The organism is Pseudomonas sp. GGS8, assembly GCF_024168645.1.
Lineage (GTDB): Bacteria > Pseudomonadota > Gammaproteobacteria > Pseudomonadales > Pseudomonadaceae > Aquipseudomonas.
The window spans coordinates 1,724,090-1,750,037 of record NZ_JALJWF010000001.1; the positions used below are offsets into that span (position 1 = coordinate 1,724,090).

Sequence of the window (25,948 nt, forward strand, 5' to 3'; positions counted from 1 at the left end):
TCGAAGGCAGCGATCTTTCGACTTTTGACTGTTTGACAACCCGTCAGGCAGTCTCTAGTGTCCATTTGGATCCAAATATTTCAGCCAATCAGGGTGCGTTTGTCGTGACACAGAAGCCCAACCCTCTCAGCAGCATCAAGGTCAACGGGCCGATTCCCGCTCATCTAGCGCGCTCGGTGATTGAAGAAACCCTGCGCGCGGCCATCCTCGACGGTCGCATTCCTTGCGGCACCGCCCTGCGTCAGCAAGACCTCGCCGACCTGTTCGGCGTTAGCCGCATGCCGGTACGCGAAGCCTTGCGCCAGCTCGAAGCGCAATCGCTACTCAACGTAGTCGCCCATAAAGGCGCGGTGGTCGCACCGCTGGTTCAGGGCGATGCAACAGAAACCTATGAGCTGCGGATTCTGCTGGAGTCCGAAGCCCTGCGTCGGTCGATGCCTCTGCTCGACGCCACCGATTTCAAACAGGCAGCGGACTATATCGACGAGTTGGAAACGGAACACGACTACACCGAGATCGGCCGACTCAATCGGCTGTTCCACATGGCGCTTTACAGCAAGGCTCCCAATAAGAGGCTGCTAAGACTGGTCGAAGACGGGTTGAACGAAGAGGAACGCTTCCTGCGTTTCAACCTGGAAGCCATGGGTCTGGGCAAACTGTCCCAGGAAGATCACCGGGCATTGCTGCGAGCCGCCGAGAGCCGGGATGTCGAGCACGCGGTGATGTTGCTCGCAAATCACCTCAACCGGGGTGTCGAAGCCATCACACACTACCTCGCAAGCCCTGAGGCACAGCGCCGGAAAATCTCGAAGTAAACCGCAGTAACAGCCCCGAGCGCGCCCATTGAACGATTCGCTTTTGTTTACCGCATTTCCGAGCTGATCCGCACCGGAACTACTCCACGAACAATCTGCTTACAAATCCCCATTCACTCACACCGGACCGGTGTGCGGCGACTTCATGCCAGCTCCCCAACGCCCCTGCCACCCTCAAGCCCGATAATTGCACCTATCAGATCATGCAGGGGCGATAGCGACTGCCGTGAATTACGCTCACTCTTGAGCTGCCAACGAATAACGACGGGCGACGCACCGCACCCGCGGAGCAGTCACCCGCACCAAGAACCAACGGAAGGAGTCTTGTCACGGGAAAGGAAGAATCGGCGTCGCTCCCAGCCCACTTCCCCCCCTCAGATCACGTTAAAGATCCAAGTAGAAAGTTGCTTTGAGTGAGGCATTCACTCTTTATTTGAATTTTGGCTAATATCAGCTGAAAGGAGCAACTACGCCCAAATAAAACTTTACACAAAAGTCTTATTGGAACTTGTCGCACCCAACAAAGTTAAACTTTAAATTAATTAAAAAATAACTTGCCCGAAACTTTATTCGTGTATTAGTTTTTCTCCGCCGCCCCATAGACACTGGGGCAACCAGGCACTAATTAGCGACAACTCAAACCTGAAAAGCATCAATTTAATTGAGGCCCCCGTTCGTCAATAGAAAACTTCAAACAACCGTTATTTATTGATCAACACCACCTCAGTGGTATTCCCGGATCACTTATAGGCTCGCTCATGAAACCGACTAAAGATCGTCTAAATCAAAAGAAAGCAGAACTTAGTTCGCACCCGATCTTCTCTGAAATACATTCGTTATCGGTGCTTCAACGCTTCATGGAAACCCATGTGTTTGCGGTGTGGGATTTCATGTCATTGACCAAGCGCCTGCAGCAGGAACTGACCTGCGTTCAGTTGCCCTGGCTGCCGCCGCGAGATCCGCAGGCTGCGCGCCTGATCAACGAGATCGTGCTCGGTGAAGAGTCCGATGATCGTCCCGCCCAAGGTCACTACAGCCATTTCGAGTTGTACCTGGATGCGATGCGCGAAGTCGGTGCAAGCACGGTCGCCGTCGAACGCTTCGTGGCGCTGCAAAAAGAAGGTGTGAGCTACGACGTGGCCTTACAAAGCGTGGACGTCGACCCGGCGGCCGCGCAGTTCGTGCGCCACACCTTGCACACCGCGTTGCACGCGCCGGGGCACAGTGTGGCAGCGGCGTTTCTGCATGGTCGCGAGAGTGTCATCCCGCAGATGTTCCAGCGAATTCTCGATGACTGGGGCATCGGTATCGAACAGGCGCCTACCTTCCGTTACTACCTGGAGCGGCACATCGAAGTCGACTCCGAAGACCATGGCCCGGCGGCAGAAAAACTCCTCGCCCGCCTGGTCGATGGCGATCCGCAGCGTGAAGAAGACGTTTATGCCAGTGCCATTGCCGCCGTGGAAAGTCGCATCGCCCTGTGGGACGGCTTGCGCCTGAGCATGAGCGAACCGGTTGCAGAGGTGAACGCATGAACGCCGCCGACTACCAATCCTTTGCCGACGCCTGGGAAAACCGCGCGACCATTCGCACCCGCCCCCGACGCGTGCTGGAGAACGACGACAAGCTGATCTATCCGCTGAGCCGGCAGCCGCTGGTGCTGAGCGAAACCTTCCTGCGCGAGTGCCCGGAACAACGGGACTTCGCCCTGGTGCAGACGCTGTACAAGTTCATCAACGACGTGGTGATTTTCGAAACCGAGATCGTCGACAAGACCGCCCGCAGCATCGCTAAAAACCGCTTCAGCGTGGCGTTCCCGTTCGCCTGTCGCTACGACGCCATGACCGTGGTGGTGGACGAGGACTATCACGCCCTGGTGGCGATGGATTTCATGCAGCAGACCGTCGCCATGACCGGCATTGCGCCGATCGAGTTGCCCGATGAAATCGAACTGAGCCGTGCCATCCCGGCGGCCGTGGCGCTCGCACCGGAGCACCTGCGCAGCGCCGTGGAGCTGATCTGCGTGGCCATCGCCGAGAACACCGTGACTGGCGATGTGGCGGCATTCGCCAAGGACGATACGGTCAAGCAGTCGATCAAGGGCCTGATGGCCGACCACTTGCTCGACGAGGGCCGTCATTCCGGGTTCTGGTCGCGGCTGGTGCGCATCTATTGGCACACCGCAAGCGAAGACGATCGCCAGTGCATCGCGCACATCCTGCCGGTATTCATCAGCCATTACCTGACCAACGACATCCAGAAGTCCTTCGACTTCCGCCTGATCGACGCCTTGCAGGTCAGCGACGCGACGCGTCGGGCACTCAAGAGCGAAGTGTCGGGGCTGGCCTTCCCGATCAATCGCCATCACCCGCTGGTCGCCAACATCGTGCGGTTTTTCCGCAGCAGTTCGCTGCTCGATTCACCGTGCGTGCAAAGCGCCCTGAGCGACTACCTGGTTTAACGAGGAGAACATCATGAGACGTCTCGATATTTTGCTCATCGGGCAAAGCCAGGCCCTGACCGAACTGGCGCAGGAGCTCGAACAACACGGTCATTCACTGGCACGGATTTCGAATCCGGTGGAGCAGCCGCTGGGCACGTTTGATCTGCTGATCGATGATGCGAGCCTACCGTTTCGGGACTTCGGCAATACGCCGCGCCTGACGCTACAGCTGGGTGTCGGGCTAGCGGGCGCCTGCGGCCTGCCACCGCTGGACCTGCTGTGCACGTACAACTCGACGCTACTGAGTCGCGTGCCGGTCGCCGAAGAGTTGTCCGGCAACGGCCAGGCATTGCGCCTGCGGGTAGTGGCCGAGCTGGTCGATCACGTGGCACTGCAGGTCAGCCGCTTCTCCCGGGATGCCGACTATTTCCTGCAGGCCGAGCCGACAGCTTCCGCTCATTTCGAGCAGGTAGAAAACCTGCCGTTTTTAGAGCACCTGGCCTTCGTCCATCGGCTCAACACCACGACTGAACCACAGCTGCTGCAACTCGGGCAGGTCCCGATGATCGAACGGCTCGAACAGCGCTTCATTCAGGCTGCCGAGCGTGCGGCGCTGAACATCGCCGGCATGTCGCTGAGCTATCGGCAACTGCACGCCCACAGCCGCGCCATCCAACAGCGTTTGCAACCGTTACTCGATCAGCATCAAGGGCCGTTGGTGGTCGGAGTCTGCCTGCCAAAATGCAGCGCGTTGTATGCAGGGATTCTGGCGATCCTCGGCAGCGGCGCGGTGTACCTGCCGCTGGAGCCAAGCCATCCGCTGCAGCGTCAACAGTACATTCTGGAAAACGCCGGGGCGGTGTTGTTGCTGCATGACGGAGAACACCCGCTCAGCGACGCGATGCCGGGGCTGGACATCAGCGCTATCGACATCGATGACGTGAACCTCGAACACCCCTTGATGCGCCAACGCCCCGCTCTCGACGCACCGTGCATGGCGCTTTATACCTCGGGCACCACAGGTCATCCCAAAGGCGTATTACTCAGCCAGGCCAACCTGGCGCACTTCACCGCGTGGTACGCCGACTATGTGCAGCTGACCGAACACAGCCGGGTGTTGCAGTTTTCATCGTTGAGCTTTGACTCGTCGCTGATCGATATTTTCCCGACATTGCTGCAGGGCGCCGAGCTGATCGTGCCCAACGAGGATCAACGTCGCGACCCGTTGCAACTGGTCGAGCTGATCCGTCATCAGCAACTCAGCCATGCCTTTTTGCCGCCAGCCTTGCTGAGCATCCTGCCGCTGGACCAGTTGGAGGTCCTCGATCATGTGATGACCGGCGGCGATGTCTGCGAACCCTACGTGGTCCAACAACTGACCCGCCAAGGCAATCTCTACAACCTCTACGGACCCACCGAAGCCACGGTGCTGATCACCGCGCGCCAACTGCGTACCGGCGACAGCAACCGGACCCTCGGCGCACCGATTGCCAACAGTCAGGTGCTGATCCTCGATGAGGACATGCAACCGGTAACCGAGCAAACCGTTGGTGAGTTGTACATCGTCGGCCCGGGGGTGTGCCTGGGTTACCTGAACAACCCGCAGCAGACAGCCGAACGTTACCTGAACCTGAGCCTGCCAAACGGCGAGAGCTTGCGTGCCTACCGTTCTGGCGACATGGCCAAGTGGACCCCCGAGGGTATCGAGCTGTGCGGACGACGAGACAATCAGGTGAAGATTCGCGGCTTTCGGGTCGAGCCGGAAGAGATCGAACGCTGCCTGCGCGACAGCCAACTGTACCGTCAGGTGGCGGTGGTCATCGATTGTCATCGGCGGATTCTGGCCTTTCTCGCGCAACCTCAGGAAGCGCAACCCGGTGCCGCTCGCGAAGCCTTGAAAGCCCATGCGATGCAGTTTCTGCCGGACTACATGCAGCCGACCGCCTGGACCGAACTGGCGAGCATGCCGTTCGCCAGCAACGGCAAGGTCGACCGCAAAGCGCTGCTGGAACTACCCGTCAACGTAACCGAAAACAGCCCACGGCGTTTACCCACCAGCGCCGATGAAGCGCTGTTGCTGGAGATCTGGGCCGAGCTGCTGGAACTGCCTGCCAGCGCCATCTCCACCGACGAAAGTTTCTTCAACCTCGGCGGGCACTCAATCCTGCTGTCGCGCATGCTCCTGCGTTTGCGTGAGGAGTTCGGCCGCAGCATCTCGATCAACCGTTTCATCGAGCTGCCGACGATTGCGAAGCTGGCGACGTTGGTGCGCGGTTCCGGGACCGAGGAAGTGCTGAGTGAAAAAGCCCTGGCCGACGCGTTCCGCGAATTGGACATTGAGCCGTTGCCGGTCAGCCGAATGGGCGATGTGCACAAGGTGATCGTCACCGGTGCTAACAGCTTTGTCGGAGCGCATATCGTTGAGGCGCTGCTGGCCTGGGGCGCCAGCGAAGTGGCGTGCCTGGTACGCGATGGCGGCGGGCAATCGGCGGCGCAACGCTTCGATGATGCGTTGCGGGAAAACCGCCTGGAGCATCTGGATCTGAGCCGGGTACGGGTTTACGCAGCAGACATTACACGCCCGCAACTGGGGCTTAACGAAGATGTATACCAACGACTGGACCGAGAGTTCGGTGCGCTGGTGCACAACGCCGCCAACGTCAATCACGTCCTCGATTACGAGTCGTTGGCGCGGGATAACGTCGAGCCGATTTTCGAGTGCCTGCGCCTGTGTGAAGGGCGTAGCAAGAAGATCTTCAACTTCGTCTCGACGCTCTCGGCGTCCAGCACGATTTCCGACGATGGCCGGGTGCTGGAATTACCCGCCGCGCAGACACCGCCGATCTACATCAAGAACGGCTACAACCTGTCCAAATGGGTGGGCGAGCGGATTCTCGAAAGGGCGCGGGAACGTGGGGTGCGGGTCAATCTTTACCGCCCCGGCAATATCAGTTTCAACAGCCTCACCGGCGTCTGCCAGCCTCACAAGAATCGCCTGATGCTGATGCTCAAGGGGTCGATCCAGCTCGGTCAGGTGCCGGAGTTCGCACTGAATTTTGACCTGATGCCGGTGGATTTTCTCGCCCGTTTCATCGCCTTCCATGCCAGCCGTTACCAGGCCGAAAAAGCGGTTTTCAACCTGCACAACCCCGAGCCTCTGAGCTGGGACACCTACGTGGCGTCCTTTCGCGAGGCTGGTCGGGAGTTCTCGATGGTCAGCGTCGCCGACTGGCAGCAGCAACTGGGCCGGGTCGACAGTGATAACGCGCTGTTTGGCGTGCTGGGTTTCTACCTCAACGGCTTCGAAGAAGACATCGGCGACATCTCGATGATCGGCCACGACAACGCTCTGGCCGGCGTACGGCAGATGGGCGCGCGCTACCCGGAAAAATCCCCGGCGCTGCTGCGACGCGGCTGCAACTACCTCAAAGAAATTAACTTCATCTGATTCACCCTGACCCAGCACGGAGCAAAACCATGAGTACTCTGCAACCCGATACCCTGATCAAAAACCCTCACGGCTGCCACGTCGTGTCTTCAGTGGAAGTACCGGCCGATGCGGCGCAAGTCTGGGCGGTGGTCGGCGACTTTGCCGGCTTCGACCGATTCATTCCAGCGCTGTCGCACATCGAGATGACAGGCGAAGGTGTGTCGTCGCTGCGTAAGAAGTTCTTTAAGGACGGCAACCTGGTGGTCGAGCAGCTCAACTCCCGGGACGACCAAGCGCTGAACATGACATGGACCACGATCTACAACACCTTGGGTGTGGCCAATTTGTGGGCGGCGATGAGTGTGGAATTCCTGAGCACAGACAAGTCACGGGCGACCTGGACCATCATCGCCGAACCGTCCCAGGGCGGAGCCGAGGCTCTGCCGGGGTTCAAGGATTTCGTTCAGGGGTTTGCCGATGATGCGATGGGAAATGTGGTGAAGCTGTTTGTGTAAGGCTTCGGTTCAGCGGTGACTGATCTACCGCTATCGCGGGCAAGCCCGCTCCCACATGGTTTGTGTCGTACACACATCCCCTGTGGGAGCGGGCTTGCCCGCGATTGAACGATAACGCGGTTCAACTGACCCTGATCAAATCTTGAAGCTATCAACCAGTTGCTTCAACCGATTGGCCTGCTGGGACAGCGCATCGCAATCCTTCAATGTCTCATTGAGGTTGGCCACGCTCTGCTGGTTCAGCAGGTTGATCTGATTGACATCGACGTTGAGGGTTTCCACCACGGCCGTCTGCTCTTCGGTCGCAGCGGCCACCGATTGGTTCATGCCGTCGATTTCGCCGATGCGCTGGGTCACGCTGACCAGTCGCAGCCCGGCCTGGTTCGCCACTTCGACACTCTGCTCGCTGGACACCTGACTGGCGTTCATCGTGGTCACCGCTTCGCGAGAACCGATCTGCAGCGAGCTGATCATCTTGTGGATCTCTTCCGCCGATTCTTGGGTGCGATGCGCCAGGTTGCGCACCTCATCCGCCACCACCGCAAAACCACGACCAGCCTCACCGGCACGGGCCGCTTCGATGGCCGCGTTGAGCGCCAGCAAATTGGTCTGCTGGGAGATGCCTTTGATCACGTCCAGAATGTGGCCGATGTTGTCGGTGCTCGCGTTCAGGGTTTCGATCTGCGTGCAGGACAAGCTGATTTTCTGCGACAGTTCGGTCATGGCCAGGATGGTTTGTTCCACTACCTGACGGCCGTCATCGGCCTGCTCGCTCGCGCCGCTGGCGTGTTGCGAAGCATCGGCGGCATTGCGGGCGATTTCCTGGGTGGCGGCGCCCAATTGGTTGATCGCCGCAGCCACGCTGTTGGTGCGGGCGCTTTGTTCGTCGGAGCCGATGATCGAGGCGTTGGACGATGCCATCACCCGTTGCGACAGATCATGAACCTGGCGGGTCGCCGAGGACACTTCGCAAATCGATGCGTGAATCCGCTCCACGAACTGGTTGAAGGCCCCGCCCAACTCGCCGAACTCGTCTTTGCTTTCTACGACCAGACGACGGGTCAGGTCACCCTCACCCTGAGCGATGTCCTGCATCGCACGGCCCATCGTGGTCAGCGGACGCATCAGCACGCTGATCAGCAAACTCAGCAGCACGGCAATGGCGGTCACGGCGACGAACATCGCGATCAACGCCGAAGTACGGAACTGGCTCAGTGGTGCGTAGGCCTTAGCCTTGTCGATCGACAGGCCTACGTACCACTCGGCATTCGGCAAACCGCTCACCGGCGTGAACGAGAGGATGCGGTCCTGCTTGTTCAGTTCGACTTCCTGGATGCCTTTCTCGAAGCGGACACTGGAACCTGGATAGATGTCTTTCAGGTTCTTCATCACCTGATCCTTGTCCGGACTGACGATCACCTGACCGTCGGCACTGACCAGGAATGCGTGACCGATGCCACCGAAGTCCACCGAGTTGATGATCTTCACCAGAGTTTCCAGGCTCAGGTCACCGCCGACCACGCCCAGCAGTTCACCGTTCTTTTTCACCGGCATGGCGATGGTCACCACCAGCCCGCCGACTGCGGCCATATAAGGCGGAGTCAGCATGGTTTTGTCAGCGACTACGGCTTGTTTGTACCAAGGGCGCTGACGCGGATCGTAGCCGTCCGGCATCTTCGCGTCAGGGCGCTGGGTGAACATGCCATTGGCCTGCCCAACGTAGGTGAACTGGAAGTTCGAGGTGAGGGCCGGTTGATCGACCAGCCCCGGCAGGTCGGCATTGGCACCTTGATGGGCAACGTTTTGCGCAAGGTTTTCCAGGACCAACACGCGGCCGCTCATCCAGTTCTGCACGCTGCTGGCGGTCAGATCGCCGGCTTGCTCAACGGAGGACTCGAGGTTTTGCCGAATGGTGTTTCGCTGCAGATAGTCGTTGTACAAAGTGAACAACGCAAACGCCAGCACCACGACGCCTGAAGCGGCCAGCAGGATTTTATGGCTGAATTTGAGATTCATTTCATGGGACTTCTTATGCCAAAAGTGGGGATGCGTTCTGGGTTGCAACATTCCATGTAACAGCGCAGACGGCATTCTGGAGCCGCTCTACTTTGGTGCGCGCATGTGTCATCAGTCTTTCGGCACGAGCAGGAGAAAACTTAGGGATTTGTACAAAACCCATCGGATAACCGCCGAACGGCGTACTAGAGGGACGAATTATTGGGCTCACCGCAAGCCATGATCGCGGTGTTGGGTGTTTGGGTTGGGATGTTATTGGTGAGGGGGGTCTATATCTGGTGATACGGGTTCGAAGGAGTAGCGAGGCACGCAGACCTGGATTTGACCCGCTTTGAACTTAAACTTCTGTAAGCCCAGAAAGACAAAACCCCTGTCTGCATAAGCAGACAGGGGTTTCGGAATTCAATCTTGACGATGACCTACTCTCACATGGGGAAACCCCACACTACCATCGGCGATGCATCGTTTCACTGCTGAGTTCGGGATGGGATCAGGTGGTTCCAATGCTCTATGGTCGTCAAGAAATTCTGTGACCAGCTCGTTACAGGGGTAACGCGCCAGAAAATTTGGTGACTTCTACTAAAAACAAAACCCCTACCTGCATACGCAGATAGGAGTTTCGGAATTTAATCTTGACGATGACCTACTCTCACATGGGGAAACCCCACACTACCATCGGCGATGCATCGTTTCACTTCTGAGTTCGGGATGGGATCAGGTGGTTCCAATGCTCTATGGTCGTCAAGAAATTCGGGTACCGAACCGTCTTTCGACGCTTCAGCAAATTGGGTATGCGATAGTTTGTGTGTTGTGCGAACTTTCGGTTCATTGCGTCTTCACACACCGCAATCTGGCCTTTCGACTCAAATTGCTTGGGTGTTATATGGTCAAGCCTCACGGGCAATTAGTATTGGTTAGCTCAACGCCTCACAGCGCTTACACACCCAACCTATCAACGTCGTAGTCTTCGACGGCCCTTCAGGGGACTCAAGGTCCCAGTGAGATCTCATCTTGAGGCTAGTTTCCCGCTTAGATGCTTTCAGCGGTTATCTATTCCGAACATAGCTACCCGGCAATGCCACTGGCGTGACAACCGGAACACCAGAGGTTCGTCCACTCCGGTCCTCTCGTACTAGGAGCAGCCCCTCTCAAATCTCAAACGTCCACGGCAGATAGGGACCGAACTGTCTCACGACGTTCTAAACCCAGCTCGCGTACCACTTTAAATGGCGAACAGCCATACCCTTGGGACCGGCTTCAGCCCCAGGATGTGATGAGCCGACATCGAGGTGCCAAACACCGCCGTCGATATGAACTCTTGGGCGGTATCAGCCTGTTATCCCCGGAGTACCTTTTATCCGTTGAGCGATGGCCCTTCCATACAGAACCACCGGATCACTAAGACCTACTTTCGTACCTGCTCGACGTGTCTGTCTCGCAGTCAAGCGCGCTTTTGCCTTTATACTCTACGACCGATTTCCGACCGGTCTGAGCGCACCTTCGTACTCCTCCGTTACTCTTTAGGAGGAGACCGCCCCAGTCAAACTACCCACCATACACTGTCCTCGATCCGGATAACGGACCTGAGTTAGAACCTCAAAGTTGCCAGGGTGGTATTTCAAGGATGGCTCCACGCGAACTGGCGTCCACGCTTCAAAGCCTCCCACCTATCCTACACAAGCAAATTCAAAGTCCAGTGCAAAGCTATAGTAAAGGTTCACGGGGTCTTTCCGTCTAGCCGCGGATACACTGCATCTTCACAGCGATTTCAATTTCACTGAGTCTCGGGTGGAGACAGCGCCGCCATCGTTACGCCATTCGTGCAGGTCGGAACTTACCCGACAAGGAATTTCGCTACCTTAGGACCGTTATAGTTACGGCCGCCGTTTACCGGGGCTTCGATCAAGAGCTTCGCGTTAGCTAACCCCATCAATTAACCTTCCGGCACCGGGCAGGCGTCACACCCTATACGTCCACTTTCGTGTTTGCAGAGTGCTGTGTTTTTAATAAACAGTCGCAGCGGCCTGGTATCTTCGACCGGCGTGGGCTTACGCAGTAAATGCTTCACCCTCACCGGCGCACCTTCTCCCGAAGTTACGGTGCCATTTTGCCTAGTTCCTTCACCCGAGTTCTCTCAAGCGCCTTGGTATTCTCTACCCAACCACCTGTGTCGGTTTGGGGTACGGTTCCTGGTTACCTGAAGCTTAGAAGCTTTTCTTGGAAGCATGGCATCAACCACTTCGTGTTCTAAAAGAACACTCGTCATCAGCTCTCGGCCTTAGAATCCCGGATTTACCTAAGATTCCAGCCTACCACCTTAAACTTGGACAACCAACGCCAAGCTGGCCTAGCCTTCTCCGTCCCTCCATCGCAATAACCAGAAGTACAGGAATATTAACCTGTTTTCCATCGACTACGCTTTTCAGCCTCGCCTTAGGGACCGACTAACCCTGCGTCGATTAACGTTGCGCAGGAAACCTTGGTCTTTCGGCGTGGGTGTTTTTCACACCCATTGTCGTTACTCATGTCAGCATTCGCACTTCTGATACCTCCAGCAAGCTTCTCAACTCACCTTCACAGGCTTACAGAACGCTCCTCTACCGCATCACCTAAGTGATACCCGTAGCTTCGGTGTATGGTTTGAGCCCCGTTACATCTTCCGCGCAGGCCGACTCGACTAGTGAGCTATTACGCTTTCTTTAAAGGGTGGCTGCTTCTAAGCCAACCTCCTAGCTGTCTAAGCCTTCCCACATCGTTTCCCACTTAACCATAACTTTGGGACCTTAGCTGACGGTCTGGGTTGTTTCCCTTTTCACGACGGACGTTAGCACCCGCCGTGTGTCTCCCATGCTCGGCACTTGTAGGTATTCGGAGTTTGCATCGGTTTGGTAAGTCGGGATGACCCCCTAGCCGAAACAGTGCTCTACCCCCTACAGTGATACATGAGGCGCTACCTAAATAGCTTTCGAGGAGAACCAGCTATCTCCGAGCTTGATTAGCCTTTCACTCCGATCCACAGGTCATCCGCTAACTTTTCAACGGTAGTCGGTTCGGTCCTCCAGTCAGTGTTACCTAACCTTCAACCTGCCCATGGATAGATCGCCCGGTTTCGGGTCTATTCCCAGCGACTAGACGCCCTATTAAGACTCGCTTTCGCTACGCCTCCCCTATTCGGTTAAGCTCGCCACTGAAAATAAGTCGCTGACCCATTATACAAAAGGTACGCAGTCACCCAACAAAGTGGGCTCCCACTGCTTGTACGCATACGGTTTCAGGATCTATTTCACTCCCCTCTCCGGGGTTCTTTTCGCCTTTCCCTCACGGTACTAGTTCACTATCGGTCAGTCAGTAGTATTTAGCCTTGGAGGATGGTCCCCCCATATTCAGACAAAGTTTCTCGTGCTCCGTCCTACTCGATTTCATGGCCAAGAGATTTTCGCGTACAGGGCTATCACCCACTATGGCCGCACTTTCCAGAGCGTTCCGCTAATCTCAAAGCCACTTAAGGGCTAGTCCCCGTTCGCTCGCCACTACTAAGGGAATCTCGGTTGATTTCTTTTCCTCAGGGTACTTAGATGTTTCAGTTCCCCTGGTTCGCCTCTTGCACCTATGTATTCAGTACAAGATAACCATCTTATGATGGCTGGGTTCCCCCATTCAGACATCTCCGGATCAAAGTCTGTTTGCCGACTCCCCGAAGCTTTTCGCAGGCTACCACGTCTTTCATCGCCTCTGACTGCCAAGGCATCCACCGTATGCGCTTCTTCACTTGACCATATAACCCCAAGCAATCTGGTTATACTGTGAAGACGACATTCGCCGAAAATTCGCGATTAAACTCACAAATTTTACCTTAGCCTGAATAAACACCAGTGAAAGTGCTATCCAGTCTATCTTTCTATCACATACCCAAATTTTTAAAGAACGATCTAGCCAAAGACTAGAAATCAACATTCACCATCATCACAATGGAATGCTCATTTCTAAGCTTTCAACAACAGAAGCAGTAGTGGTGGAGCCAAACGGGATCGAACCGTTGACCTCCTGCGTGCAAGGCAGGCGCTCTCCCAGCTGAGCTATGGCCCCGTATTTCTACAGGTTTTCCCACACAAAATTGGTGGGTCTGGGCAGATTCGAACTGCCGACCTCACCCTTATCAGGGGTGCGCTCTAACCAACTGAGCTACAGACCCAATTTCGGGCTGCTTCTTATCGTCTTCTTCAATGAATCAAGCAATTCGTGTGGGAACTTATGGAGCAGCTGATGTCGTCGATTAAGGAGGTGATCCAGCCGCAGGTTCCCCTACGGCTACCTTGTTACGACTTCACCCCAGTCATGAATCACACCGTGGTAACCGTCCCCCCGAAGGTTAGACTAGCTACTTCTGGTGCAACCCACTCCCATGGTGTGACGGGCGGTGTGTACAAGGCCCGGGAACGTATTCACCGCGACATTCTGATTCGCGATTACTAGCGATTCCGACTTCACGCAGTCGAGTTGCAGACTGCGATCCGGACTACGATCGGTTTTGTGGGATTAGCTCCACCTCGCGGCTTGGCAACCCTCTGTACCGACCATTGTAGCACGTGTGTAGCCCAGGCCGTAAGGGCCATGATGACTTGACGTCATCCCCACCTTCCTCCGGTTTGTCACCGGCAGTCTCCTTAGAGTGCCCACCATTACGTGCTGGTAACTAAGGACAAGGGTTGCGCTCGTTACGGGACTTAACCCAACATCTCACGACACGAGCTGACGACAGCCATGCAGCACCTGTCTCAATGTTCCCGAAGGCACCAATCCATCTCTGGAAAGTTCATTGGATGTCAAGGCCTGGTAAGGTTCTTCGCGTTGCTTCGAATTAAACCACATGCTCCACCGCTTGTGCGGGCCCCCGTCAATTCATTTGAGTTTTAACCTTGCGGCCGTACTCCCCAGGCGGTCAACTTAATGCGTTAGCTGCGCCACTAAGAGCTCAAGGCTCCCAACGGCTAGTTGACATCGTTTACGGCGTGGACTACCAGGGTATCTAATCCTGTTTGCTCCCCACGCTTTCGCACCTCAGTGTCAGTATCAGTCCAGGTGGTCGCCTTCGCCACTGGTGTTCCTTCCTATATCTACGCATTTCACCGCTACACAGGAAATTCCACCACCCTCTACCATACTCTAGCTCGACAGTTTTGAATGCAGTTCCCAGGTTGAGCCCGGGGATTTCACATCCAACTTAACGAACCACCTACGCGCGCTTTACGCCCAGTAATTCCGATTAACGCTTGCACCCTCTGTATTACCGCGGCTGCTGGCACAGAGTTAGCCGGTGCTTATTCTGTCGGTAACGTCAAAACAATTACGTATTAGGTAACTGCCCTTCCTCCCAACTTAAAGTGCTTTACAATCCGAAGACCTTCTTCACACACGCGGCATGGCTGGATCAGGCTTTCGCCCATTGTCCAATATTCCCCACTGCTGCCTCCCGTAGGAGTCTGGACCGTGTCTCAGTTCCAGTGTGACTGATCATCCTCTCAGACCAGTTACGGATCGTCGCCTTGGTGAGCCATTACCTCACCAACTAGCTAATCCGACCTAGGCTCATCTGATAGCGCAAGGCCCGAAGGTCCCCTGCTTTCTCCCGTAGGACGTATGCGGTATTAGCGTTCGTTTCCGAACGTTATCCCCCACTACCAGGCAGATTCCTAGGCATTACTCACCCGTCCGCCGCTCGCCACCAGGTACAAGTACCCGTGCTGCCGCTCGACTTGCATGTGTTAGGCCTGCCGCCAGCGTTCAATCTGAGCCATGATCAAACTCTTCAGTTCAAACATCTTTGGGTTTTTAAGAAACCCTAAACTTGGCTCAGCAATCGTTGGTTACATCTTTGATTTCTCGCGGAGTAACTTGTGATGCTGATAATCTTGTTGACTATCAGTCTGACTCCACAAGCACCCACACGAATTGCTTGATTCAGTTGTTAAAGAGCGGTTGGTTAAGATCTTTCGTCTCAACCGAGGCGCGCATTCTACAGCAGCCTCTGTTACTGTCAAGCGGTTATTTTCAGAAGTTTTCAAAGTTTCCCGTAAGAAACATCAGCAACTTCAACCACTTGCGCTTCCGATCTCTCGTTAGCGGGAGGCGAATTCTACAGCATTAGTCGCTGCTGTCAACACCTCTTTTTCTCCGCTTTCGACCGAGAGGATCGAACCGTCAATAAGGCGACAACACTCTGCCTTATCAACTCCTTCTGGCCTCGATGAACTGAAGCGTAGCTGCTGCCGAAAACTTCGTAACTCATTGTTTACCAAGGAGTTTTCCGTTTCGACTGCGCCGGAATTGGGGCGAATTATAGACGTCCAGAATCTGCCGTCAACCTCTAATTTGGCTTTTCTATCAATAGCTTGCAGGAAACCGAAAAACCACCCGTTCTCCTTCTATATAGGAGAGCAAAAACCCTCCCTTTATATAGAAGAGGACTTCAGAGCACCCCCGCCTCTTTGAAAGCAGCGACTGCGCCGGCATCCAGACCCAATACCCGCTGCAGAACCTCCAGTGTGTGCTCACCCAATAAAGGAGGTGCGCTGCGGTACTCCACTGGCGTCTCGGACAGGCGTATCGGGCTCGCAACTTGCGGTACGATCCCGGCCAAAGCATGAGGCAGCTCAATAGCCAACCCACGAGCCTGAACCTGAGGATCGGCAAACACTTGGGCCAGATCATTGATCGGCCCACACGGCACACCTGCCTGCTCCAACAGCGTCACCCATTCAGCAGTGGTCTTGAACACAGTTGCCTGGCGGATCAGTGGAATCAGTACAGCCCGATTTGCCACCCTTAACTTATTGGTCGCAAAACGCGGATCATCCGCCCACTGCGGCTGCCCGGCCACCTCCGCAAATTTGCGGAACTGCCCATCGTTTCCCACTGTGAGGATGAAATCGCCATCGGCTGTAGGAAAGTCCTGATAAGGCACGATATTCGGGTGAGCGTTGCCCAGACGTTTAGGGGCAATGCCCGTAGTCAGGTAGTTCATCGCCTGGTTCGCCAGACACGCCACCTGAACGTCCAGCAATGCCATATCAATGTGCTGACCGCCACCGTCATGATCCCGATGAGCCAGCGCAGCCAGGATCGCTACCGTTGAATAGAGCCCAGTCAGAATGTCTGTCAGCGCCACGCCGACTTTCACCGGGCCTGCACCTTCATCTCCTTCGGGGCGACCGGTCAAACTCATCAGACCGCCCAAGCCCTGAATCATGAAGTCATAACCCGCACGCTTGGCATACGGACCGGTCTGACCGAACCCGGTGATCGAGCAATAGATCAGCTTCGGATTGGCCGCCTTAAGCGACTCGTAGTCCAGCCCATACCCCGCAAGACCACCGACCTTGAAGTTCTCGATGAGGATGTCCGACTTCGCCGCCAACTCACGCACCAGCTGCTGCCCCTCTGACCGCGTGAAGTCGATGGTCACCGATTGCTTATTGCGGTTGGCGGACAAGTAATAGGCCGCCTCGCTGGTATTCTCACCATAAGCGTCTTTAAGGAACGGCGGCCCCCAAGCGCGCGTGTCATCACCATTGCCAGGGCGCTCAACCTTGATGACGTCAGCGCCAAGGTCCGCCAGGATCTGCCCGGCCCAAGGCCCGGCGAGTACCCGCGATAAATCCAGTACCCTTAGATGCGAAAGCGCGCCCATGGCCGTTCTCCTATTAATAGAACGCCTGGATGCCGGTCTGCGCGCGACCGAGGATCAGCGCGTGGACGTCATGCGTACCTTCATAGGTATTCACCACTTCCAGGTTGACCAGGTGGCGAGCCACACCGAACTCATCGGAGATACCGTTGCCACCCAGCATATCGCGCGCCATGCGCGCGATATCGAGGGACTTGCCGCAGGAGTTGCGCTTCATCATCGAAGTGATCTCGACCGCAGCAGTACCTTCATCTTTCATACGCCCCAGACGCAGGCAGCCTTGCAGCGCCAGAGTGATTTCGGTCTGCATGTCGGCCAGCTTCTTCTGGATCAACTGAGTGGCCGCCAATGGACGACCAAACTGCTGGCGATCCAGGGTGTACTGACGAGCGGTGTGCCAGCAGAACTCGGCAGCGCCCAGTGCGCCCCAGGAAATGCCGTAACGCGCCGAGTTAAGGCAGGTAAAAGGGCCCTTCAAACCACGGACATCCGGGAAGATGTTCTCTTCAGGAACAAATACGTTGTCCATGACGATCTCGCCGGTAATGGATGCACGCAGGCCGACCTTGCCATGAATCGCCGGGGCGCTCAGACCTTTCCAGCCCTTCTCCAATACAAAGCCGCGAATATCGCCCGCATCGTCCTTAGCCCAAACTACGAATACATCAGCGATCGGGCTGTTGGTGATCCACATCTTGCTGCCGGTGAGGCTGTAGCCACCTTCCACTTTGCGTGCACGAGTAATCATCGCGCCCGGGTCGGAACCGTGATTGGGCTCGGTCAGACCGAAGCAACCAATCCATTCACCCGTGGCCAGCTTCGGCAGGTATTTCTGCTTCTGTGCTTCGGTACCGAATTCATTGATCGGAACCATGACCAGCGAGGACTGCACACTCATCATTGAGCGATAGCCGGAGTCGACACGCTCGACCTCACGGGCAATCAGGCCATAGCTGACATAGTTCAGGCCGCTGCCACCGTATTGCTCAGGGATGGTCGCACCCAGCAGACCCACCTCACCCATCTCACGGAAGATCGCCGGGTCAGTCTTCTCATGACGGAAAGCCTCGAGAACACGCGGCGCGAGCTTCTGCTGAGCGAACTGCTCGGCCGTGTCGCGAATCATGCGTTCTTCTTCAGTGAGCTGTTGATCCAGCAACAGGGGATCGATCCAGTTGAAGCTAGCTTTACCGCCCATGAGTGAGTCCTCTCGAATCGGGTCAAATAACGTGGGTTGATCCTAGGCCGGGTTCGGCGTCCCGGCAAACGAGGTTTTCGCATACTGTTGTGCTAATTTCTCACTTCGAAACGTTGCAAAATCGCTTTTATGCGGTGCATTAGTGAGGTTGACGTACATGCGCAGGAAGATCCCCAGTACAACGGCCCTGATCAGCTTTGAAGCGGCAGCGCGCCACGAGAGCTTTACCAAGGCTGCCCAGGAGCTCTCGCTCACTCAGGGAGCGATTTGCCGACAGATCGCCAGCCTTGAGGAGTTCCTCAATGTCGAACTGTTCCGACGCTCGCGGCGCGGAGTGAAGCTGACGGAAGCCGGGCTTTCCTACAGCCGCAGGGTAGCTACCCAACTCGACGCGGTTGAACGGGACACCTTGTCAGTGATGGGCCAGCAAGGCGCCAACGCGATCGAACTGGCAGTGGTTCCGACCTTCGGCACTCAATGGCTGCTGCCACGACTCAAGGACTTCCAGCACAAACACCCGGAGGTGACGGTCAATCTCACCAACCGTACGCGCCCCTTCCTGTTTGCCGACACCGACTTCGATGCCGCCATTTATTTCGGCGACGCTGACTGGCCAGGTACCGAGTCCCACAGACTAATGGGTGAGAATCCGATGCCGGTGTGCAGCCCCACGCTGCTGGGCCAAAAAACCGACCTGAGCCCAAGTGAAATCGCCGAGTTGCCCTTGCTGCAACAGACCACTCGCCCTTATGCCTGGCGCCAATGGTTCAACTCCCAGAACCTGAATATCCCGCGAGACATGACAGGACCGCGTTACGAGCTATTCTCCATGCTCGCCCAAGCGGCGATGCATGACATGGGGATCGCGCTGATTCCGCCATTCCTGATTCAGCGCGAGTTGGTGGAGAAGCGTCTGGTCATTGCCAATGCTCAAGCACTATCGAGCATCAAGGCCTACTACCTGATGATTCCTGATCGAAAGGTCGAATCAGCCTCTTTGAAGGCATTTCGCGATTGGCTGGTGAATCAGGCACACAGCTACAACCTAGAAGGATAAAGGCTTACACCCATTAGCTGATCACGTAGTCAGCAAAACAAAAGCACTACAGATATAAGTATTTGTCGCATATTGACAGACTGTGCCCACAAACAGCACAAACGTCCCACAAGCGTTTGAGTACGTGGCTTTGAGCCTCTATTGGCAAGCAATGACAACCTATTCACTGTGCGGATATGTAAATTCTTGAATTTTGGCAAAAATCCTTATAAGCCACGGCCTGCAAGGGATTTAACGGAAAGGTGCGACATTCGGTCACGGGGTGACTTGTAGTTAATTTTCCGTCACCCGTCATAATCCCTTGAAGGGCACAAAGTTCGCCTGCAAAATGCCGCGCCCCGCCCTGATTCGGCGGGATCGTGCTGATCGGCCGCCCCAGCCGCACCATCCGAAGTGCCTGGGTTTACTCAATAAGATCACGCAGGAGATTTGACGTGCACATTGGTGTTCCTCTCGAAACCCAAACGGGTGAAACACGGGTTGCTGCAACCCCGGAAACCATCAAGAAGCTGATCGGCCAGGGTCATAAGGTCACTGTACAAAGCGGCGCAGGCATTAAAGCCAGCGTTGTCGACAGTGCTTATGAAGCGGCAGGCGCAACCATTGGCAGCGCCAACGATGCGTTTGGTGCCGAGCTGATTCTCAAGGTGGTCGCCCCCAGCGACAGCGAACTGACACTGATCAAGAGCGGCACCGTCGTGGTGGGCATGCTCAACCCGTTCAGCAATGAAACCATCGCCAAACTGGCCGAGTGCGGCATTACCGCGTTTGCGCTGGAAGCCGCACCGCGTACTTCCCGCGCCCAGAGCCTGGATGTGCTGTCCTCCCAAGCGAACATCGCCGGTTATAAAGCCGTGCTGCTGGCCGCTCATTACTACCCACGCTTCATGCCGATGCTGATGACCGCCGCAGGTACCGTAAAAGCGGCACGCGTGCTGATTCTCGGCGCTGGCGTCGCCGGCTTGCAGGCGATTGCCACCGCGAAGCGTCTGGGTGCTGTGATCGAAGCGTCCGATGTGCGTCCTGCGGTGAAGGAGCAAATTGAATCCCTGGGTGCGAAATTCGTCGACGTGCCGTACGAAACCGATGAAGAGCGCGAATGCGCCGTCGGTGTCGGCGGTTACGCGCGACCAATGCCTGCCAGCTGGATGCAGCGTCAGGCCCTGGCCGTGCACGAGCGCGCCAAGCAGGCTGACATCGTTATCACCACCGCATTGATCCCGGGCCGCAAGGCGCCGACGCTGCTCAGCGCAGAAACCGTGGCGCAGATGAAGCCAGGCTCGGTGGTCATCGACCTCGCCGCAGCCCAGGGCGGCAACTGCCCGTTGACCGTGGCGGATCAGGTCGTGGTCTCGAATGGCGTGACCATTGTCGGCCCGACTAACCTGGCCGGCGCGGTCGCGGCAGACGCTTCGGCACTGTACGCGCGCAACCTGCTGGACTTCCTGAAGCTGATCTTCAACAAGGAAGGCCAGTTCGAAGTGAACCTCGAAGACGATATCGTCGCCGCGTGCCTGATGTGCCGCGATGGCCAAGTCATCCGCAAAAACGCCTAAGCAGGGATTCAGACGATGGAAGAGCTTATCTCCCCCGGTATCTACAACCTGATCATCTTCGTGCTGGCGATTTATGTCGGTTATCACGTGGTCTGGAACGTTACACCTGCACTGCACACGCCGTTGATGGCGGTGACCAACGCCATTTCGGCGATTGTGATCGTCGGCGCGATGCTGGCGGCCGCTTTGACCGTAACACCACTGGGCAAAACCATGGGCACCCTGGCGGTGGCTCTGGCAGCCGTGAACGTGTTCGGTGGTTTCCTCGTCACCCGTCGCATGCTTGAGATGTTCAAGAAAAAAGCCCCGAAAGCCGTACAAGAAGAGGCGCCCAAGTAATGAGCATGAATCTGGTAACGACGCTGTATCTGATCGCGTCGATCTGCTTCATCCAGGCCCTCAAAGGCCTGTCGCACCCGACCACCTCGCGGCGCGGCAATGTTTACGGCATGCTCGGCATGGCCTTGGCGATCCTCACCACCATCGGTCTCATCTATAAGCTGGCGGCGCTGTCTATTGAGCAAGGCGGTGCTACCGCCGGCATTGGTTATGTCATCGTCGGCCTGCTGGTCGGCGGCACCGCCGGTTCGATCATGGCCAAGCGCGTTGAAATGACCAAGATGCCGGAGCTGGTCGCCTTCATGCACAGCATGATCGGTATGGCCGCAGTGTTCATCGCTATCGCGGCAGTGGTCGAACCGCAGTCCCTGGGTATCGTTAAACACCTGGGTGATTCGATTCCGGCGGGCAACCGTCTGGAGTTGTTCCTCGGCGCGGCCATCGGTGCAATCACCTTCTCCGGTTCGGTGATCGCCTTCGGTAAACTCTCGGGCAAGTACAAGTTCCGTCTGTTCCAGGGCGCACCGGTACAGTTCAGCGGTCAACACAAGCTGAACCTGTTGTTGGGCATGGCGACACTGGCATTGGGCATCACCTTCATGCTGACCGGCAATCTCAGCGCGTTTGCTCTGATGCTGGCCCTGGCCTTCGTGATGGGTGTGCTGATCATCATCCCGATCGGCGGTGCCGACATGCCCGTCGTGGTGTCGATGCTCAACAGCTACTCCGGCTGGGCAGCAGCGGGTATCGGCTTCTCGCTGAACAACTCGATGCTGATCATTGCCGGCTCGCTGGTGGGTTCATCCGGTGCGATCCTCTCGTACATCATGTGCAAGGCGATGAACCGTTCGTTCTTCAACGTGCTGCTCGGCGGTTTCGGCAATACCGCGGACGCTGGCCCGGCAGGCTCCAAGGAGGCCCGTCCGGTGAAGTCCGGTTCGGCTGACGACGCCACCTTCCTGCTGACCAACGCCGACACCGTGATCATCGTTCCGGGCTATGGCCTGGCGGTGGCTCGCGCGCAGCATGCGTTGAAAGAGCTGACCGAGAAGCTGACCCACCGTGGCGTGACCGTGAAGTATGCGATTCACCCGGTTGCCGGCCGGATGCCTGGCCACATGAACGTATTGCTGGCCGAGGCCGAAGTGCCTTACGACCAGGTGTTCGAGATGGAAGACATCAACTCCGAGTTCGGCCAAGCCGACGTGGTGCTGGTGCTTGGCGCCAACGACGTGGTGAACCCGGCGGCCAAGAACGACCCGAAATCGCCGATTGCCGGCATGCCGATTCTCGAAGCGTTCAAGGCCAAGACCATCATCGTCAACAAGCGGTCGATGGCCAGCGGCTATGCCGGTCTGGACAACGAGCTGTTCTATCTGGACAAGACCATGATGGTGTTCGGCGACGCGAAGAAAGTCATCGAAGACATGGTTAAAGCCGTCGAGTAAAACCCTTCGACAACCTGAACGCCCCGACTCATCGGGGCGTTTTTGTTTGCGTCTATTACCGATCCTGTAAAGGTGTTTTGCCTGAAAGCACCGGAATAGACGCCTCGAATGCGACCTTGGTAGCGGGACGGAAATCGCTCGAATTCACTAGACTGCGCATCTTGCTTCCGTTGCCCGAGATAACAATCATGTACCGTGACCGTATTCGCTTGCCTTCATTGTTGGACAAGGTGATGAGCGCCGCCGACGCAGCCGCTCTGATTCAAGACGGGATGACCGTCGGTATGAGCGGCTTTACCCGAGCCGGCGAAGCCAAGGCAGTGCCTCATGCACTGGCCGAGCGCGCCAAGGTCACGCCACTGAAAATAAGCTTGATGACCGGCGCCAGCCTGGGCAACGACCTCGACAAACAGCTGACTGAAGCCGGCGTACTGTCGCGGCGCATGCCGTTCCAGGTGGACAGCACCCTGCGCAAGGCAATCAATGCCGGCGAAGTCATGTTCATCGACCAGCACCTGTCGGAAACCGTAGAGCAGCTGCGTAACCAGCAACTCAAGCTGCCGGACATCGCGGTGATCGAAGCTGTGGCGATCACCGAGCAGGGCCATATCGTGCCGACCACCTCGGTGGGCAACTCGGCCAGCTTCGCGATTTTCGCCAAACACGTGATCGTCGAGATCAATCTCGCGCACAACCCGAATCTCGAAGGCTTGCACGACATCTATATCCCTACCTACCGGCCGACCCGCACGCCTATTCCACTGGTAAAGGTCGATGACCGCATCGGCAGCACCGCCATCCCGATACCGCCGGAAAAAATCGTCGCGATCGTGATCACTAATCAATCCGACTCGCCCTCTACTGTGCTGCCGCCGGATGTGGACACCCAAGCCATCGCTGACCACCTGATCGACTTCTTCAAGCAAGAAGTGGCTGCCGGTCGCATGACCAACAAGCTCGGCCCGCTGCAGGCCGGTATCGGCAGTATCGCCAACGCAGTGATGTGCGGCTTGATCGACTCGCCATTCGAAGACCTGACCATGTACTCCGAAGTCCTGCAGGATTCGACTTTCGATTTGATCGACGCCGGCAAGTTGAGCTTTGCTTCGGGTAGTTCGATCACCCTGTCGAGCCGGCGCAATGCCGATGTATTCGGGAATCTGGAGCACTATAAGGACAAGCTGGTACTACGCCCTCAGGAAATCTCCAATCACCCCGAAGTGGTGCGACGCCTGGGTATCATCGGCATCAACACCGCGCTGGAGTTCGACCTGTACGGCAACGTCAACTCCACCCACGTCTGCGGCACGCGGATGATGAATGGCATCGGCGGCTCGGGCGACTTCGCGCGCAATGCGCACCTGGCGATCTTTGTCACCAAGTCGATCGCCAAGGGCGGCGCGATTTCCAGCGTGGTCCCCATGGTCAGCCACGTCGATCACACAGAACATGATGTCGACATCCTCGTGACCGAGATCGGCCTGGCCGACCTCCGTGGCCTGGCGCCGCGTGAGCGGGCCCGCGTCATCATCGACAACTGCGTTCACCCGGACTATCGCCCGGCCCTGAACGACTACTTCACCGCTGCTTGCGCAGTCGGCGGGCACACCCCGCACATCCTGCGCGATGCCCTGAGTTGGCACATCAACCTGGAAGAAACCGGGCGCATGCTGACGATGTAATTGATACAGATAGCAGCTGACGCAAACACAGTTTCGTCAGCTTGCCGTTGCAGCATTCTTTTTAATCAAAAACTGTACTGCTGTACCGGTCTTTTCCTACCGTAACGGACTACCTTTTCCAGCCAAATACCTAAAAATGCACCATATCGGTGCCGACAAGTACAGTTGCCTCAATTTAGACCAGTACACCACCGTTTAACAGTTAACTGGTCTCTCACAATACAGGTGAACTGTATCTACAGAGACTGGCCAAACGAGAGGATCATTGGCATCAGTTAAACCACTACCTAATCCCGCCACAAGCGGAAGGATGTCAACCATGGAACGTACAATCAGTTCCGAACTGTTCTTCGAAGACACTGCTGCAAAAACCCAGGCTTCCCTGCCTTTGCGCGTTATCGCCAACCTGATGCTGTGGCAGCGCCGCATCTCCAGCCGCCATCAACTGGCTCGTCTGGATTCGCGTCTGCTGGCTGACGCCGGGATTAGCGAAGCACAACGCTACGAAGAGCTGAGCAAGCCGTTCTGGCGCTAAGTTAGCGTCGCTGGCTCTGACCCACCGGGTCCACCGCCAGCAACCCGAATTGAACAAACAAAACCCGTCGTGGGAAACCACGACGGGTTTTGTCGTTTTGGGCTTCATTTTGGGTCGTACAGAGGAAATAGCCACCAATAGGTACAGTTTTTAATTTACACGAAATGACCAGTACAATTTAATTTGGGCGTGTCTGGAGGTGCAAAGAGATCACCATCGATTCCCGCCCCGCTCGAAAAGGGCTCAAACCCGGCGTTTGCTGGTCCAACTCAAAGACCAACAGCTCTCGGAGCCGAACATCAGTCGTGCCGACCGGCTCAACGAATTGGACTAACCGTTCTGCATGAACAGACGGGGCTGTTCTAACCGAGGTGCTCAGGCCTAATATCCAGATAAACGTGGCGAACGCTTTAAGACAGGCGTCTGATCCTGCGCCACCTCCCTATCGGTCTATCCAAAGGAGCTACCTCATGTCCCGCCTTCGTCTGCTCAGCGCTGCCGCCCTGCTTGCCATGGCTGCCAATGCCCATGCCACCAGCTTTATCGTGACCACCGACTCCATCGTGGGTGGCCTGAAGGCTTCCTCCGACGCGACTTCGGATGTCTCGTCCTCCTTTCGCGACAACAAAATCGTTCGTGCTGCCCGTGACGATGCCGCCAGCTTCGTTGCCAGTGAAGGTGCCATCCGTGGCGCGAAACTGGAAAGCGCGCTCAACCATATCCGCCAACAGGCTCCACAACTGAATGCGACCGACGCACAGCTGGCCCAGGCCATCCTGACGATCTAGGCAACTGCGCTGAACCGGGACACGCCCGTCGTGTCCCAATGTTTCGGCGCTGGCTCTAGCCCGGGCATTGCGCTAGCCTTGGGGCTCGCTTTCAGCTATCGAGCCTCATGCGCTTTCTTTCAAGTCTGTTGATCACTCCGGTTTTTCTCGCGGCCTGCTGGTCGGGTTCGGCCCATGCCTTCGACGCTTTCAACCTATCCACACAAGGCACCGTAGCCAGTGGTTACGCCACCAGCATGGTGACCTCCGCCCCCTTCGACCATAAAATGCTGATCGCCGCCCGGGATGACGCTGCAGCGTTCATCGCCACTGACGGCCAACTGCGAGGAGCACAACTGGAATCGGCCTTGATCTACCTGCGCCGGACCCAGCCAAAACTTCATGCCAGCGACCTTGAACTGGCGCAGGCAATTCTCGTCCAATAGTTATCCTTGTTTCTCCG

General features: G+C 56.5%; 16 protein-coding genes, 2 tRNA genes and 4 rRNA genes. 13 read left to right on the forward strand and 9 right to left on the reverse strand.

The annotated features are described in order from the left end of the window. Positions 1–104 precede the first annotated feature (104 nt). The 5 genes from J3D54_RS07515 (at position 105) to J3D54_RS07535 (ending at position 7,203) form a co-directional block, all read left to right on the forward strand. A complete protein-coding gene (locus tag J3D54_RS07515; RefSeq protein WP_253417350.1) occupies positions 105–815 on the forward strand; it encodes a GntR family transcriptional regulator in 711 nt (236 codons plus the stop codon). Between the two features lie 758 nt (positions 816–1,573). Then, entirely contained in the window at positions 1,574–2,350 is a 777-nt protein-coding gene (locus J3D54_RS07520; protein WP_253417351.1) for a DUF3050 domain-containing protein, read from the forward strand. Then, positions 2,347–3,276 (forward strand): diiron oxygenase, encoded by a 930-nt coding sequence (locus J3D54_RS07525; protein WP_253417352.1) that lies wholly within the window; start codon positions 2,347–2,349, stop codon positions 3,274–3,276. The genes J3D54_RS07520 and J3D54_RS07525 overlap by 4 nt, the downstream gene beginning before the upstream one ends. A 13-nt stretch (positions 3,277–3,289) precedes the next feature. Beyond that, positions 3,290–6,706 (forward strand): non-ribosomal peptide synthetase, encoded by a 3,417-nt coding sequence (locus J3D54_RS07530; protein WP_253417353.1) that lies wholly within the window; start codon positions 3,290–3,292, stop codon positions 6,704–6,706. 29 nt (positions 6,707–6,735) lie between these two features. Next, on the forward strand, positions 6,736–7,203 hold the full coding sequence (locus tag J3D54_RS07535) for an SRPBCC family protein (RefSeq protein ID WP_253417354.1): 468 nt from the start codon (positions 6,736–6,738) through the stop codon (positions 7,201–7,203). Positions 7,204–7,338: 135 nt separating this feature from the next. Here J3D54_RS07535 and J3D54_RS07540 read toward each other — a convergent pair whose 3' ends face one another. The 9 genes from J3D54_RS07540 to J3D54_RS07580 form a co-directional block, all read right to left on the reverse strand. Continuing rightward, positions 7,339–9,219, reverse strand: coding sequence for a methyl-accepting chemotaxis protein (locus tag J3D54_RS07540; RefSeq protein WP_253417355.1), 1,881 nt, complete (start codon positions 9,217–9,219; stop codon positions 7,339–7,341). 406 nt (positions 9,220–9,625) lie between these two features. Next, positions 9,626–9,741 (reverse strand): 5S ribosomal RNA (gene rrf / locus J3D54_RS07545). 108 nt (positions 9,742–9,849) lie between these two features. After that, positions 9,850–9,965: ribosomal RNA gene (gene rrf, locus J3D54_RS07550) — 5S ribosomal RNA — on the reverse strand. A 137-nt stretch (positions 9,966–10,102) separates the two neighbouring features. Continuing rightward, positions 10,103–12,994: ribosomal RNA gene (locus J3D54_RS07555) — 23S ribosomal RNA — on the reverse strand. Between the two features lie 235 nt (positions 12,995–13,229). Beyond that, a tRNA-Ala gene (locus J3D54_RS07560) sits at positions 13,230–13,305 on the reverse strand. Positions 13,306–13,334: 29 nt separating this feature from the next. Further along, a tRNA-Ile gene (locus tag J3D54_RS07565) sits at positions 13,335–13,411 on the reverse strand. Positions 13,412–13,493: 82 nt separating this feature from the next. Continuing rightward, positions 13,494–15,032, reverse strand: a 16S ribosomal RNA gene (locus J3D54_RS07570). The 16S, 23S and 5S rRNA genes sit together here with 2 tRNA genes alongside, the layout of an rRNA operon. Before the next feature lie 653 nt (positions 15,033–15,685). Beyond that, a complete protein-coding gene (locus J3D54_RS07575; RefSeq protein WP_253417356.1) occupies positions 15,686–16,906 on the reverse strand; it encodes a CaiB/BaiF CoA-transferase family protein in 1,221 nt (406 codons plus the stop codon). A gap of 13 nt (positions 16,907–16,919) precedes the next feature. Beyond that, positions 16,920–18,101: an acyl-CoA dehydrogenase gene (locus tag J3D54_RS07580; RefSeq protein ID WP_019651177.1), complete on the reverse strand. Its 1,182-nt coding sequence runs from the start codon at positions 18,099–18,101 to the stop codon at positions 16,920–16,922. A 157-nt stretch (positions 18,102–18,258) separates the two neighbouring features. Here J3D54_RS07580 and J3D54_RS07585 point away from each other — a divergent pair, with 157 nt between their 5' ends. The 8 genes from J3D54_RS07585 to J3D54_RS07620 all read left to right on the forward strand — a co-directional run bounded on the left by J3D54_RS07585 (position 18,259) and on the right by J3D54_RS07620 (position 25,931). Continuing rightward, positions 18,259–19,158 carry a LysR family transcriptional regulator gene (locus J3D54_RS07585; RefSeq protein ID WP_253417357.1) on the forward strand — a complete coding sequence of 300 codons (900 nt, stop codon included), beginning with the start codon at positions 18,259–18,261 and terminating at the stop codon, positions 19,156–19,158. 434 nt (positions 19,159–19,592) lie between these two features. Next, positions 19,593–20,714, forward strand: coding sequence for a Re/Si-specific NAD(P)(+) transhydrogenase subunit alpha (locus tag J3D54_RS07590; protein WP_253417358.1), 1,122 nt, complete (start codon positions 19,593–19,595; stop codon positions 20,712–20,714). A gap of 15 nt (positions 20,715–20,729) precedes the next feature. Then, positions 20,730–21,053, forward strand: coding sequence for an NAD(P) transhydrogenase subunit alpha (locus J3D54_RS07595; protein WP_007940759.1), 324 nt, complete (start codon positions 20,730–20,732; stop codon positions 21,051–21,053). Continuing rightward, a complete protein-coding gene (locus J3D54_RS07600) occupies positions 21,053–22,501 on the forward strand; it encodes an NAD(P)(+) transhydrogenase (Re/Si-specific) subunit beta (protein ID WP_253417359.1) in 1,449 nt (482 codons plus the stop codon). Before J3D54_RS07595 ends, J3D54_RS07600 begins: the two co-directional genes overlap by 1 nt. A gap of 188 nt (positions 22,502–22,689) precedes the next feature. Further along, positions 22,690–24,183, forward strand: a complete 1,494-nt coding sequence (locus J3D54_RS07605; RefSeq protein WP_253417360.1) for an acetyl-CoA hydrolase/transferase family protein — start codon at positions 22,690–22,692, stop codon at positions 24,181–24,183. Positions 24,184–24,502: 319 nt separating this feature from the next. Next, the gene (locus J3D54_RS07610) at positions 24,503–24,718 is read left to right on the forward strand and encodes a DUF1127 domain-containing protein (RefSeq protein WP_253417361.1); all 216 of its coding nucleotides are present in this window, start codon (positions 24,503–24,505) and stop codon (positions 24,716–24,718) included. A 470-nt stretch (positions 24,719–25,188) separates the two neighbouring features. Beyond that, positions 25,189–25,506, forward strand: a complete 318-nt coding sequence (locus tag J3D54_RS07615) for a DUF2388 domain-containing protein (protein WP_253417362.1) — start codon at positions 25,189–25,191, stop codon at positions 25,504–25,506. Between the two features lie 107 nt (positions 25,507–25,613). Beyond that, the gene (locus tag J3D54_RS07620) at positions 25,614–25,931 is read left to right on the forward strand and encodes a DUF2388 domain-containing protein (protein WP_253417363.1); all 318 of its coding nucleotides are present in this window, start codon (positions 25,614–25,616) and stop codon (positions 25,929–25,931) included. The last annotated feature ends 17 nt before the right edge of the window (positions 25,932–25,948 follow it).